The organism is Mesorhizobium sp. (genome assembly GCF_965229135.1).
Taxonomy (GTDB): Bacteria; Pseudomonadota; Alphaproteobacteria; order Rhizobiales; family Rhizobiaceae; genus Mesorhizobium.
This window is the reverse complement of the sequence record NZ_OZ245860.1, coordinates 3,534,310-3,547,022: the sequence shown is the minus strand read 5'-3', so window position 1 is coordinate 3,547,022 and position 12,713 is coordinate 3,534,310. Positions and strand designations below refer to the sequence as shown.

The following is a 12,713-nucleotide window of genomic DNA, read 5'->3' as shown; positions in this document are numbered from 1 at the left end:
CGCTGCGTCCATTTGGTTAACGCGCGGTCCACCGTTCGCTGGCGTGGGTTGATGTGAAATGCGGGCCGTGGCGCTTGCGCAACCGGCTTGGAACGGGTTCTGCTGGCGGCATCAGCAGAGAGGCGCGCAATGGACATCATCACGATCAAGGCAAAGGGCATCTCGGTTTCGGTCGACCTCGCGGTCGGCCATCTCGCCGACATGGTCATCGACAGGGACGGGCGCCAGCTGAAGCCGCTGCACCGCGCGCCTTGGGTCGGCGATCCCCGGCAGGCGCTGCCACAGGACCTGCCGGAAGGCACGGTGCATCTCTCCGGCGATTTCCTCTGCGCGCCGTTTTCGCGCGCCGATGTCGAGGAGGCCCCCTTGCATGGGTGGCCGGCCAACAGCGCCTGGGATGTCGTCGATAGCGAGGCCGCGGCCGATGGCTGGCGCGCCGTGTTCCGGCTGCGGCGCAAGGTCATGGGCGCCAGCGTCGACAAGATCCTGACCCTGCGCGACGACCATCCCTTTCTCTACCAGGAGCATGTCTTTACCGGCGGGTCCGGGGCGATCTCCGTCGCCCACCATCCGATGACGTCGATGAAGGAAGGCGGCACGCTGGCTTTCTCGCCAAAGCGCTTCGCCGAGACCCCTGCCGACCCGCTGGAGCCGGACCCCGCACGCGGCCGCTTCCTGCTCGCTTATCCGGCGCGGACCGCGGACCTCGCCCGGTTCCCAGACAAGGCCGGCGGCACGCTGGATCTCACCGACTACCGCATTGACCAGAAGCGGGAGGATTTCATCACGCTGGTGGAGGCCGACCATGGCGGGCCGGGCTGGACCGCACTGGCGCGCCATGCCGAGGCCGATCTGGTGTTGGTGCTGAAGAACCCGGCCGAACTGCCCATCACCATGCTGTGGTTCAGCAATGGCGGGCGCGACTATGCGCCCTGGAGCGGCCGCCATGTCGGCGTGCTCGGCATCGAGGACGGCCGCGCCGCCGTCGGCCACGCCGCCTCGATCGGCGACAACTGGCTGAAGCGGGAAGGGGTTGCGACGGCCTTTGCGCTCGGCGAAGGGCATAGCCTGTCGTTCCGCCATGTCATCGGTGCCGTGCCGCTCCCGTCAGGCCAGCCGCCGCGCGACATCGCGGCTGCGCAAGGGCGGATGCGCATCCTCGCGGCTGACGGTTCGGCTGATGATGTGCCCTTCGACAGTGATTTCCTGCGCATTGGCCAGCCCGCCGCGATCTGAGCGGCGACGGCGGCAATCGGGCATTTGAAATTTCAGTGAACTGTCGCCAAGATGCGGCCGGAAATATCCGCAGACTAGGCAAGAGAGGCCCCCATGTCCGAAATCGCCCATCTCGCCGCCACCATCTTCAAGCGCGCCGGCAAGGCGCCGCGCTTCATCGTCGCCATCGCCGGCCCTCCGGGCGCCGGCAAGTCGACGCTTTCGGCCGGGCTGCATGGCCTGTTGCCGGAGGGTACCGCGGAGGTCGTGCCGATGGATGGCTTCCACTACGATGATGTCGTGCTCGAGCGGCGCGGCCTGCGTGCCCGCAAGGGTGCGCCTGAGACCTTCGACTTTGCCGGCTTCGAAACCCTTCTGAAGCGCATCCGGGCGGCCGAGCCCGACATTGCCATACCGGTGTTCGACCGCGGCATGGAGTTGTCGCGCGCCGCCGCCGCCATCGTCTCCACCAGCACTAAGTTCATCCTGGTCGAAGGCAATTACCTGCTGCTTGACGAAGAGCCGTGGTCGCGCCTGGCACCGCTGTTCGATTTCTCGATTTTCGTCGACGTGCCGCGCACCGAGCTGGAGCGCCGCCTGCTTGAGCGTTGGCATGGCCATGGCCGGTCCGACGCGGATGCCCGCGCCTGGATCGCCTCCAATGACATGCCGAACATCGACCGCGTTCTTGCCCGCCGTCGGGCGGCCGATCTGGTGATCGACGATTCGGTAGGATTTGCCTGAAACCATTGCAGGAACTTTAAGACTTTCCGGTCGTTATCGCCGACACGGCATAGTGCCGGAATAAGGGACTCGCATGGCTACCAAGGCAAAAAAACCCGTGCTCGCCAAGGCCAGGGCAGTTCAGACAAAGATAGCGGCGGATGATGCCGCGCGACCGAAGGATTCGGCAAAACCAGCCTTTGGCAAGGCTCCTCCGAAGAAGGTCGTGCCGGCGGCAGCCAAGGTCGCGCCTAAGGCCAAGAAGCCGGCCAATGGCAATTCTACGATTGCCGGAAGGGCTGCGCGTACCGTCAAGGCCACGGCCAATGTGGCGGCTGGGGCGGTGATTGTCGCCGCCAGACTCGCGGCCTCTGTCGTCGGCAGAGGTGGTTCGAAAGCCAAGACCAAGGCGAAATAGCCGGGCTTCTGTCGGCGACCTCCGATCGGCCTGCGTCAACCCCTGGCGGGAATATTCAGGCCCGACTGCACCGCGGGGCGCGCCAGGCCGCGATCCAGCCATTTGGCAACATTGGGAAAATCGTCGAAGCCGACCAGTTCGCGCGCTTCGTAGAAGCCGATCAGGTTGCGCACCCAGCCGAGCAGCGAGATGTCGGCGATCGTGTAGTCGTCATCCATGATCCACCTGCGCCCCTTCAACCTGCCGTCGAGGACGCCGAGCAAACGTTTTGACTCGTCGCGGTAGCGCTCCAGCGGACGCTTGTCGGCGATCTCGCGTCCGGCGAATTTATGGAAGAAGCCGACCTGGCCGAACATTGGCCCGACCGAGGCCATCTGGAAGAACACCCATTGGATCGTCTCGTAGCGCCGCGTCGGATCGGCCGGGATGAGCTTGCCGGTCTTGTCGGTCAGGTAGAGCAGGATCGCGCCGGATTCGAACAGCCCGATCGGTTTGCCGCCTGGACCGTTGGGATCAATGATGGCCGGTATCTTGCCATTGGGGTTGAGCGACAGGAATTCCGGCGTCCAGCTCTCGTTCTTGCCGATGTTCACAGCATGCGCCTCATAGGGCAGGCCGAGTTCCTCGAGTGCGATCGACACCTTCACCCCATTCGGCGTCGGGGCCGAGTAAAGCTGGATGCGGTCGGGATGGCTGGCCGGCCAGCGCGTCGCGATCGGAAAGGCGGACAGATCGGTCATTGAAAGCTCCAGGATGAGATTTCGCGCCGGACGGCACGATCATGGCGGGTGCGCAAGAATTAGGCCGGCGTCGCACCACGATCAATATGGTGGTGAGCGTTGCGCCGTGCACGCACCGTAAACCGCCAGCATACGTCGAGTTGCCCGGGGATCAAGCTTTCCCTGGGATCAAGCTGCCCCTGATATCAGGCCGCCGAGGTAATCAGACGGCCTTGAATGCCAGCACCGCATTGGTGCCGCCGAAGGCGAAGCCGTTGCTCAGCGCGGCGCGCACCTTGCGTTCGCGCGCCACGTTCGGTGTGATGTCGAGATCGCAGTCGGGATCGGCCTGCCGGAAATTGGCGGTTGGCGGCACGATGCTCTCGCGGATCGCCATCACGCAGGCGATCATCTCCAGCGCGCCCGAAGCGCCGAGGCAGTGGGCGTGCATCGACTTGGTCGACGAAACCGAAAGCTTGTAGGCGTAATCGCCGAAGACGCGCTTGATCGCCGCGGTTTCGATCTGGTCGTTGGCCTTGGTGCCGGTGCCATGCGCGTTGAGATAGTCGACATCTTCGGGATTGAGCCCGGCGTCGGCCAGGCAGGCGCGCATCGCCGACTCCGGCCCTTCGATGGTCGGCGCAACGATGTCGGACGCATCGGCGGACAGGCCGGCGCCGGCAATCTCGGCCAGAATGGTGGCGCCGCGCGCCACCGCGTGTTCGTAGCTTTCCAGCACCGCCATGCCGGCGCCTTCGCCAAGCACCAGGCCCTGGCGGTCGGCCGAGAACGGCCGGCAGGTGTCGGGCGACAGCACCCGCAGCGCTTCCCAGCCTTTCAGGATGCCCCACACCAGCGGCGCGTCGGTGCCGCCGGCAAGCATGACATCGGCACGGCCGAGCCTGATCTGGTCGATCGCCGAAGTGATGGCGTGATTGGATGAAGAGCAGGCGGACGTAACGCCGAACACCGGTCCGCGCAGGCCGAGATTCATGCTGACCTGGCCGGCGGCGGCGCCAGGCATCACTTTCGGCACGGTGAAGATGCCGGCGCGGTTCTTGCCCTCCAGCAGAATGGCGCGGTAGTTCTCCTCGATCGCCTCCCAGCCGCAGACGCCGACGCCGACGATGGCGCCCATCCGGTGGGTGTTGGCTTCATTGGAGATCAATCCGGCCTGGTGAGCGGCTTCGCGCGCGGCGATCACCGCCAGCAGGCTGAAGCGGTCCATCGACACCAGCTGCTTGCGGTCGATGCCGTGCTCGGGGATCGCCTTGATCTCGCAGCCGACCTTGACCTTCAGGTCGTGCAGCAACGGATTGTCGATCGGCCCTATGGCCGAGCGGCCGTTGCGCATCTCTTCCCAGATGGCGGACCTATTGGTTCCGAGCCCGCAAATACCACCGAGGCCCGTGATGACGACGCGTTTGCGCATTCAGGCTTTTTTCGCAATCAGCGCGCGAACAGCCTCGACCATGTCTCCGACATTCTTCAGGTTGCTCCAGGCGTCGACCGTGTTCATCTCGATCTCGATGCCATACTCTTCCTCGAGGTCGAAGATGATCTCTGTCAATTCCAGCGAATGGATGCCAAGCGCGGTCAGTTCAGTACTGGGAGTGATTTCCTCGCCGCCGGGCTCGGCGTGAGCCTTGATCTTAGCGATGATATCCGTTGCCAGCTGGTCAGCCATTCGGTTTCTTCCCCAACCTTGTCGTTTCCTGACGCTATCTGATACCAGCGTCTTTCGTCCTCGGATCAATCCGCAATCATCGCCTTCCACGCCCTCCAGGCGCTGCGCGACCGCTCCAAGGTGGCTCCCTCTATAGAAAGGGAAACGCTGTCAAGCAACAAGCTATATATCGACAAAGCCGCCGGAGTGCTTAACGTTGTGGCATGGACGCGATGGAACAGACGAGAATTTCGGCGCAGCCGGCCCAGCGCGTTGCGGGGCTGGCACGGCTTGCATGCGGTAAAACGGACGGCCGCACGCGCCTGCGGCGCCTCTACCAGGATGGCTCGGCAAAGATAAGAATGCCGGCCGTCTGGGCCGATCCGCTGGAAGCGGTGCTGATCAACACCGCCGGCGGCCTGACCGGCGGCGATCGTCTCGGCTGGGAAATCGATGTTGGCGAGGCCGCCTCAGCGGTGATCACGACCCAGGCCTGTGAAAAGCTCTACCGCGCCGCATCGGACCGCGCCGAAGTGCGCGTCAGGCTGACGGTCGGCGAACAAGGCCGCATTGCCTGGCTGCCGCAGGAAACCATCGTCTTTGACAGGGCCGACTTTGCCCGCACGCTCGATGTCGAGCTTGCCGCGGGCGCCGAGGCGCTCGTGCTGGAGGCCACCGTGTTCGGCCGGCTGGCAATGGGCGAACGCGCCGCGCAAGGGAATTTCCATGACCGCTGGCGTGTCCGGCGGGAAGGGACGCTCGTCCATGCCGAGGATTTTCGCATCGGCCCCGACATCGCCGCGTCACTCGGCCGGCCCGCGGTGGCGGGCGGGGCCATCGCCGTGGCGACGCTGCTGATGGTTTCGCCCCGCGCCGAGGCCTTCCTCGAGCCGGTTCGGCGGATCATCGGTGGGCAGGGCGATGCCAGCGTCTGGACGGTGAACAAATCTGGCAAGCTTCTTGCGAGGCTTCACGCCGGGGACGGCTACCAGCTCCGCAAGCGGCTGGTGCCGCTGGTCGAATTGCTCAACGGGCGGGCGGGACTGCCCAAATTATGGTCACTCTGATTCTGTCCGCATCATTTCAGGGAAGCGCATGAACCTGACGCCAAGGGAAAAGGACAAGCTGCTCGTCGCGATGGCGGCGATCGTGGCGCGCAAGCGGCTCGAACGCGGCGTCAAGCTCAATCATCCGGAGGCGATCGCGCTGATCACCGATTTCGTCGTCGAGGGGGCCCGTGACGGCCGCCCGGTCGCCGAGCTGATGGAGGCCGGCGCTCATGTCGTCACCCGGGCGCAAGTCATGGAAGGCATCGCCGAGATGATCCACGACGTGCAGGTCGAGGCGACCTTCCCCGACGGCACCAAACTGGTGACCGTGCACGAACCCATCAGGTGAGGAGCGAAAATGCTTGAACTGCGCCCCAATTGCGAATGCTGCGACAAGGACCTGCCGCCGGAGGCCGCCGATGCCGTGATCTGCACGTTTGAATGCACCTTTTGCGCCGATTGCGCTGAAAACGTGCTGGGCGGCGCCTGTCCCAATTGCGGCGGCAATTTTTCCGCACGGCCCATCCGCCCGGCGGCGAAGCTGGGAAAGTATCCGGCTTCCACCAGGCGCGTTCTCAAGGCCGAAGGCTGCGGACCCCGCAAGGCTGCTTGAACACTCAGACCCGCAAACGAAAGGCAAACAGAATGATGTCAGCCAAACGCATATGCCTCTCCGCGATCCTGCTTCTGGCCGCTGCAATGCCCGCCTATGCGCATGTCGGCATCGGCACGACGTCCTCCTTTGCCGCCGGCTTCATGCATCCGCTCTCCGGCCTCGACCATATGACGGTGATGATCGCGGTCGGCCTGTGGGCCGCGCTCAAGGGCGGCAAGGCGATCTGGGCCTGGCCGGCTGCCTTTGTCGGCGTGATGCTTGTCGGCGGCGCGCTCGGCATGCTGCACATGCCCTTGCCCCTCGTCGAACCGGGCATACTCGCCTCGGTGGTGGCGCTGGGGCTGTTGGTGGCGCTGGCGGTTGACCTGCCCGTTTCGGCCGGTGTCGCCATCATCGGCCTGTTCGCCCTGTTCCATGGCCATGCGCATGGCACGGAGGTTCCCGAGAACGCCGGCGGGCTCGAATACATGGCTGGCTTTGCCGTTGCCACGGCCTTGCTTCATGCCACGGGCATCGCTGCCGGTCTTGCTCTCGGCATCAGGTTCCGCGGTCTTGCCCGGGTCGCCGGAGCCGCATGCGCCGCGGTTGGTGCCGGTCTCGTCTTCGGCGTCTTGTGAGGCACAGATGATTCCCGGAGAAGTCATCGCCCAGGCCGGCGACATCGAACTCAACAAGGGCTTGCCGACCCTCACCCTGAAAGTGGCCAACAGCGGCGACCGGCCGATACAGGTCGGCAGCCACTACCATTTCTTCGAGACCAATGAAGGACTGAGGTTCGACCGCGAGCAGGCGCGCGGCATGCGCCTCGACATCGCCGCCGGCACGGCCATGCGCTTCGAGCCGGGGCAGGAGCGTGATGTCACGCTGGTGCCGGTCGGCGGCAAGCGCGAGATCTACGGGTTCCAGCGGAAAGTGATGGGAAAACTCTGATGCCAGCAAGGATTTCCCGCGCCGCCTACGCCCAGATGTATGGCCCGACCGTCGGCGACAGGGTGCGGCTGGCCGACACCGAACTGTTCATCGAGGTCGAGAAGGATTTCACCATCCATGGCGAAGAGGTGAAATTCGGCGGCGGCAAGGTCATCCGCGACGGCATGGGCCAGAGCCAGGTGTCGCGCGCCCAGGGCGCGGCCGACACCGTCATCACCAACGCGCTGGTCGTCGATGCCAGCGCCGGCATCTTCAAGGCCGATATCGGCCTCAGGGACGGGCGCATAGCCGCGATCGGCAAGGCCGGCAATCCGGACACGCAGGATGGCGTCACCATCATCATCGGTCCCGGCACCGAGATCATAGCCGGCGAGGGCAAGATCCTCACGGCCGGCGGCTTCGACGCCCATATCCACTTCATCTGTCCGCAGCAGATCGAGGAAGCGCTGATGTCGGGCATCACCACCATGCTCGGCGGCGGCACCGGCCCGGCGCACGGCACGCTCGCCACCACCTGTACGCCCGGCCCCTGGCATCTGGCGCGCATGATCCAGTCCTTCGATGCCTTTCCGATGAACATCGGCCTCTCCGGCAAGGGCAATGCGTCGCTGCCGGCCGCCCTGGAGGAAATGGTGCTGGGCGGCGCCTGCTCGCTTAAGCTGCACGAGGACTGGGGCACGACGCCCGGGGCCATCGACTGCTGCCTGTCGGTCGCCGACGATTACGACGTGCAGGTGATGATCCACACCGACACGCTCAACGAATCCGGCTTCGTCGAAAACACCGTCGCCGCCATCAGGGGCCGCACCATCCACGCCTTCCACACCGAGGGCGCCGGAGGCGGCCACGCGCCCGACATCATCAAGGTCTGCGGCCTGCCCAACGTCATCCCGTCCTCGACCAATCCGACGCGGCCCTACACCGTCAACACGCTGGCCGAGCATCTCGACATGCTGATGGTCTGCCATCATCTGTCGCCGTCGATCCCCGAGGACATCGCCTTTGCCGAAAGCCGCATCCGCAAGGAGACCATCGCGGCCGAGGACATCCTGCACGATATCGGCGCCTTCTCGATCATCTCGTCCGACAGCCAGGCGATGGGCCGGGTCGGCGAGGTGGCGATCCGCACCTGGCAGACGGCCGACAAGATGAAGCGCCAGCGCGGAGCGCTTCCGCAGGAAACCGGCAACAACGACAATTTCCGTGTCCGCCGCTACATCGCCAAATACACCATCAACCCGGCCATCGCGCATGGCCTGTCTAAGGAGATCGGCTCGATCGCGGTGGGAAAACGCGCGGATCTCGTTCTCTGGAACCCGGCCTTTTTCGGCGTCAAGCCGGACATGGTGCTGCTCGGCGGCATGATCGCCGCCGCCCCGATGGGCGACCCCAACGCCTCGATCCCGACGCCGCAGCCGATGCACTACCGGCCGATGTTTGGCGCCTTTGGCAAGGCGCGGACCAATTCGTCGGTGACCTTCGTTTCCAGGGCGGCGCTCGAGTCGGGGCTGCATGGTCGGCTGGGTGTCGACAAGCAGTTCGTCGCCGTCGAGAATACGCGTGGCGGCATCGGCAAGCATTCGATGGTGCTCAACGATGCCACGCCGCATGTCGAGGTTGACCCGGAAACCTACGAGGTCCGCGCCGACGGCGAGTTGCTGACCTGCGAGCCGGCGACGGTGCTGCCGATGGCGCAGCGGTATTTTCTGTTTTGATGTGAGGGGCGATTCAACCGATCAGGCAAAACCCGTTGCGGCTCGTTCCATGACGCCGCAATATGTGGTCACGACACTCGCATTGTGATCGAGCATGGCCACCGAAATAGCGTCCGCCCACGATATTTTCCCGCATATCCGCGTCGTCATGGGCATGGTGATCGGCCTGGGCGTCGCGCGCCTTCTGTCGGGTGTGGCGCGCATCGTCCAGCATCCCGGCCAGTACAAGCTCTATCCCGTGCACCTCGCCTGGGTCGCCTCCATGCTGCTGCTGCTGGTGCATTTCTGGTGGTGGGAGTTCGGCCTCTACACGATCGAGACCTGGACTTTCGGCAAGTACCTGTTCCTCATCTTCTATGCCATCACGTTGTTCCTGCTGTGCGCGCTGCTGTTTCCGGATTCGATGCTCGACTACACCAGCTACGAGGATTTCTTCTATTCGCGCCGCGGCTGGTTCTTTGGCCTGCTGGCGACGACCTACCTGCTCGATGTCGTCGACACGCTGCTCAAGGGCCCGGAACATTTCGCCCGCTACGGCAATGAATATCTTTTCCGAACGCCGGTCTTCGTGGCGCTGTGCATTGCCGCTATCGTGGTGCGCGACCGCCGCTTCCACATAGCCTTCGTCGTGGGCACGCTGATCTATCAGGTATCTTTCATCCTGCGGCTCTTCGACACCATCGTCTGAGCCGGTGCTATGGTCTACGGTTCAGGAGAAAGAGGGTTCAACCATGTACAAGGCCATTGGATCGCGTGGCTCCCGGGTCAGCCGCGTTCTGTGGATGCTCGAGGAACTCGGGCAACCCTATCAATTCGTCGAGGTCAAGCTGCGCTCGCCGGAAGCCTACGCGCTCAACCCGTCGGGCAAGGTGCCGATCCTGATCGACGACGACCTGACGGTAACGGATTCGGCGGCGATCTGCGTCTATCTCGCCGACAAGCACGCCGACATGAGCATGGGCGCCAATCCCGGTGTCGCCGGACGCGCCGAAATGGATTCCTGGATGCATTTTGCCCAGAGCGAGTTCGAGGCGCCGCTGTGGAACAAATTGCGCCACCGCTTCCTGCTGCCGAAGGAGGTGCGGGTCGATGTCGGCCCTGCCGCCGCCTACGATTTCGCCTGCGAGACCAAGGCGCTTGACCGCCGGCTGGGCGACCGTACTTTTGCGCTGGGCGACCGGTTCTCCGCTGTCGATGTGCTGCTTGGCGACATGGGTGGCTGGGCACGCGCCGGCCGGTTCCCGATCGAATCGGACCGCGTCAACGCCTATCTGGACCGGATACTCTCACGGCCTGCCCGTGCAAGGGCCCAGGCCAATGGCGGAGCCATGAAATGAAACTCAACATCAACACCGACTTCACCAAGTTCCCGCGCGCCGTCTCCGTCCTGCCCGCCGGCGCGGCGGGAGCGACCGTGCCCTTTGGCCGGGCCGTGCTCGCCCATGACGAGCGTCATCTGCGCCGCCGGGCCATCGAGCTTGCCGACGGCGGCAAGGTTCTGGTCGACCTGCCCGAGCCCATCGCGCTGAACGATGGCGACTGGCTGGTGCTGGAGGATGGCCGCCATGTCGAGATCATCGCGGCGCCGGAAGATGTCTATGATATCCGCGCTCGAAATGCCGTGCATCTGACCGAGCTTGCCTGGCATATCGGCAACCGCCATCTGGCGGCGGGCATCGAGGCCAACCGCATCATCATCCTGCGTGATCACGTCATCAAGGCGATGCTGGAGGGGCTGGGCGCCACGGTGACCGAGGTGTCGGAGCCGTTCAAGCCGCTGCGCGGCGCCTATTCCGGCCATGGCGCCGGCCACAATCACAGCCATGCAGAAGCCCACGCGCACAGCCATGCCGAAGGCCATTCCCACGCGCACGGCGAATCGCATTCCCATTCGCACAGTCACGCAGGCCATCACCACGATCATGACTGACCAGCCGTCGAACATCGCCCTGCTGCGGCTGATGGCGTGGTTGTCGCCGGCTTTTCCGGTCGGCGGCTTTTCCTACAGCCATGGTCTTGAGCGTGCGGTGCATGACGGGCTCGTCGCCGATGCCGACAGCCTTGCCGCATGGCTGGAGACGCTGGTCGAAATGGGCTCGGGTTGGAACGACGCGGTGTTGTTCGCCGAAAGCTGGCGCCGTGCACGCCATGACGGCGATCTCGACGAAATTGCAGCGCTCGCCGAAGCCTTGGCCGGCTCGCGCGAGCGTCACGCCGAGACCATGCTGCAGGGCGCGGCCTTCCTGAAGGCAGCATCGGCTTGGCCGAATCCGGCATTGCAACGCCTGCCCGCCCAATGCGCCTATTGCATTGCCGTCGGCGCGGTCGCCGGGAGCAATGCGATCGCGCTGCGGGACGCGCTGTCCGCCTTCCTGCAGGCCTTCTTCTCAAACCTCGTCCAGGCGGCGATCAGGCTCGGCGTCGTCGGCCAGAATGCCGCGACGACCCTGCTCGCCGGCTTCGAGCCGTTGGCCCTATCGACCGCCGCCCGCGCCGCTGGCTCGACACCCGATGATCTCGGCGGCTGCGCCTTCGTCTCCGACGTCATGGCGATGAAGCATGAAACCCAGTATTCGCGGCTGTTCCGGTCATGATCATTCTCGCCTTCGCGCTTTCGTTCGTCCTGCTGCTGATCACCACGCTGCATGTCTATTGGGGCATCGGCGGCATCTGGCCGGGTAGGGACGCGGCCTCCTGCGCCCGCGCCGTTGTCGGCTTTCGCGGCATTGCCGAGATGCCGACGCCTTTCGCCAGCTTCGCCGTCGCCGCGTGCCTTGCCTTGGCGACGCTGTGGCCGATGGCGCTTGAGGGCGTGTTCGCGTCTCCCTTTCCCAAGGAGGGACTTGCCGCCACGTCGCTGCTTATCGGGCTGGTCTTCCTCGGGCGCGGCATTGCCGGCTTCACGCCGTGGTGGCGGCGGCTGGCGCCGGAACAGCCTTTCGCTCGGCTCGATATCCGCTACTATTCACCGCTGTGCCTGTTGATCGGGCTTGGCTTCGCCATTCTTGCCATCACGGAGTTTCCCGCATGACACAGACCAACGGTCCCCTTCGCATCGGCATCGGCGGCCCCGTCGGTTCCGGCAAGACGACGCTCACCGAAAAACTCTGCAAGGCGCTGCGCGACGAGTTCTCCATCGCCGTCGTCACCAACGACATCTACACCAAGGAAGACGCCATGATGCTGGCGCGGCTGCAGGCGCTGCCCGAGGACCGCATCATGGGTGTCGAGACCGGCGGCTGCCCGCATACCGCCATCCGCGAGGATGCCTCGATCAATTTGCAGGCGATCGCCGAGATGAATCGGAAGTTTCCGGATCTCGACATCGTCTTCATCGAATCCGGCGGCGACAACCTCGCCGCCACCTTCTCGCCGGATCTCGCCGACCTGACGCTTTATGTCATCTCGGTCTGCCAGGGTGAGGAGATCCCGAGGAAGGGCGGCCCCGCCATCACCCGCTCCGACTTCCTCGTCATCAACAAGAGCGATCTCGCCCCCTATGTGAACGTCAATCTCGAAATCATGGAAAGCGACGCCGCCCGCATGCGCGGCAAGCGGCCCTTCGGCTTCACGGACCTGTCGCGCGGCAAGGGTCTGCGGGAGGTCATCGACTTCATCATCGAGCAGGGCGGGCTGCGGGCCGCCCGTTCGGCGGCCTGACG

General features: G+C 64.7%; 18 protein-coding genes. 15 read left to right on the top strand and 3 right to left on the bottom strand.

Annotated features, from left to right (window positions below):
- Nucleotides 1–129: 129 nt before the first annotated feature.
- The 3 genes from ACO07C_RS16825 to ACO07C_RS16815 all read left to right on the top strand — a co-directional run bounded on the left by ACO07C_RS16825 (nt 130) and on the right by ACO07C_RS16815 (nt 2,356).
- Complete coding sequence (locus ACO07C_RS16825; protein ID WP_421915279.1) at nt 130–1,236, top strand: hypothetical protein; 1,107 nt, start codon at nt 130–132, stop codon at nt 1,234–1,236.
- Nucleotides 1,237–1,329: 93 nt separating this feature from the next.
- A complete protein-coding gene (locus tag ACO07C_RS16820) occupies nt 1,330–1,959 on the top strand; it encodes a nucleoside triphosphate hydrolase (RefSeq protein WP_421915278.1) in 630 nt (209 codons plus the stop codon).
- Nucleotides 1,960–2,032: 73 nt separating this feature from the next.
- Nucleotides 2,033–2,356, top strand: coding sequence for a hypothetical protein (locus ACO07C_RS16815; RefSeq protein ID WP_421915277.1), 324 nt, complete (start codon nt 2,033–2,035; stop codon nt 2,354–2,356).
- Between the two features lie 35 nt (nt 2,357–2,391).
- Here the strand turns inward: ACO07C_RS16815 and ACO07C_RS16810 are convergent, their stop codons facing one another.
- From ACO07C_RS16810 to ACO07C_RS16800, 3 genes are all read right to left on the bottom strand, one after another.
- Nucleotides 2,392–3,096 (bottom strand): glutathione S-transferase family protein, encoded by a 705-nt coding sequence (locus ACO07C_RS16810; protein WP_421915276.1) that lies wholly within the window; start codon nt 3,094–3,096, stop codon nt 2,392–2,394.
- A 202-nt stretch (nt 3,097–3,298) separates the two neighbouring features.
- Nucleotides 3,299–4,507, bottom strand: coding sequence for a beta-ketoacyl-[acyl-carrier-protein] synthase family protein (locus ACO07C_RS16805; protein ID WP_421915275.1), 1,209 nt, complete (start codon nt 4,505–4,507; stop codon nt 3,299–3,301).
- A complete protein-coding gene (locus ACO07C_RS16800) occupies nt 4,508–4,762 on the bottom strand; it encodes an acyl carrier protein (RefSeq protein ID WP_421915274.1) in 255 nt (84 codons plus the stop codon).
- A gap of 203 nt (nt 4,763–4,965) precedes the next feature.
- Here ACO07C_RS16800 and ACO07C_RS16795 point away from each other — a divergent pair, with 203 nt between their 5' ends.
- From ACO07C_RS16795 to ureG, 12 genes are all read left to right on the top strand, one after another.
- Nucleotides 4,966–5,808 (top strand): urease accessory protein UreD, encoded by an 843-nt coding sequence (locus tag ACO07C_RS16795; protein WP_421915273.1) that lies wholly within the window; start codon nt 4,966–4,968, stop codon nt 5,806–5,808.
- 28 nt (nt 5,809–5,836) lie between these two features.
- A complete protein-coding gene (locus ACO07C_RS16790; protein ID WP_421915272.1) occupies nt 5,837–6,139 on the top strand; it encodes an urease subunit gamma in 303 nt (100 codons plus the stop codon).
- Nucleotides 6,140–6,148: 9 nt separating this feature from the next.
- A complete protein-coding gene (locus ACO07C_RS16785) occupies nt 6,149–6,403 on the top strand; it encodes a DUF1272 domain-containing protein (RefSeq protein WP_421915271.1) in 255 nt (84 codons plus the stop codon).
- A 32-nt stretch (nt 6,404–6,435) separates the two neighbouring features.
- The gene (locus ACO07C_RS16780) at nt 6,436–7,023 is read left to right on the top strand and encodes a HupE/UreJ family protein (RefSeq protein WP_421915270.1); all 588 of its coding nucleotides are present in this window, start codon (nt 6,436–6,438) and stop codon (nt 7,021–7,023) included.
- Nucleotides 7,024–7,030: 7 nt separating this feature from the next.
- Entirely contained in the window at nt 7,031–7,336 is a 306-nt protein-coding gene (locus ACO07C_RS16775; protein WP_421915269.1) for an urease subunit beta, read from the top strand.
- On the top strand, nt 7,336–9,051 hold the full coding sequence (ureC, locus tag ACO07C_RS16770; RefSeq protein ID WP_421915268.1) for an urease subunit alpha: 1,716 nt from the start codon (nt 7,336–7,338) through the stop codon (nt 9,049–9,051). The genes ACO07C_RS16775 and ureC overlap by 1 nt, the downstream gene beginning before the upstream one ends.
- 94 nt (nt 9,052–9,145) lie before the next feature.
- Nucleotides 9,146–9,739: a hypothetical protein gene (locus tag ACO07C_RS16765; protein ID WP_421915267.1), complete on the top strand. Its 594-nt coding sequence runs from the start codon at nt 9,146–9,148 to the stop codon at nt 9,737–9,739.
- A gap of 43 nt (nt 9,740–9,782) precedes the next feature.
- Entirely contained in the window at nt 9,783–10,388 is a 606-nt protein-coding gene (locus tag ACO07C_RS16760) for a glutathione S-transferase family protein (protein ID WP_421915266.1), read from the top strand.
- A complete protein-coding gene (locus ACO07C_RS16755) occupies nt 10,385–10,981 on the top strand; it encodes an urease accessory protein UreE (RefSeq protein ID WP_421915265.1) in 597 nt (198 codons plus the stop codon). Before ACO07C_RS16760 ends, ACO07C_RS16755 begins: the two co-directional genes overlap by 4 nt.
- Nucleotides 10,974–11,645: an urease accessory protein UreF gene (locus ACO07C_RS16750; protein ID WP_421915264.1), complete on the top strand. Its 672-nt coding sequence runs from the start codon at nt 10,974–10,976 to the stop codon at nt 11,643–11,645. Before ACO07C_RS16755 ends, ACO07C_RS16750 begins: the two co-directional genes overlap by 8 nt.
- Complete coding sequence (locus tag ACO07C_RS16745) at nt 11,642–12,082, top strand: DUF3995 domain-containing protein (protein WP_421915263.1); 441 nt, start codon at nt 11,642–11,644, stop codon at nt 12,080–12,082. The genes ACO07C_RS16750 and ACO07C_RS16745 overlap by 4 nt, the downstream gene beginning before the upstream one ends.
- Nucleotides 12,079–12,711 (top strand): urease accessory protein UreG, encoded by a 633-nt coding sequence (gene ureG, locus ACO07C_RS16740; RefSeq protein WP_421915262.1) that lies wholly within the window; start codon nt 12,079–12,081, stop codon nt 12,709–12,711. Before ACO07C_RS16745 ends, ureG begins: the two co-directional genes overlap by 4 nt.
- Nucleotides 12,712–12,713: the final 2 nt, after the last annotated feature.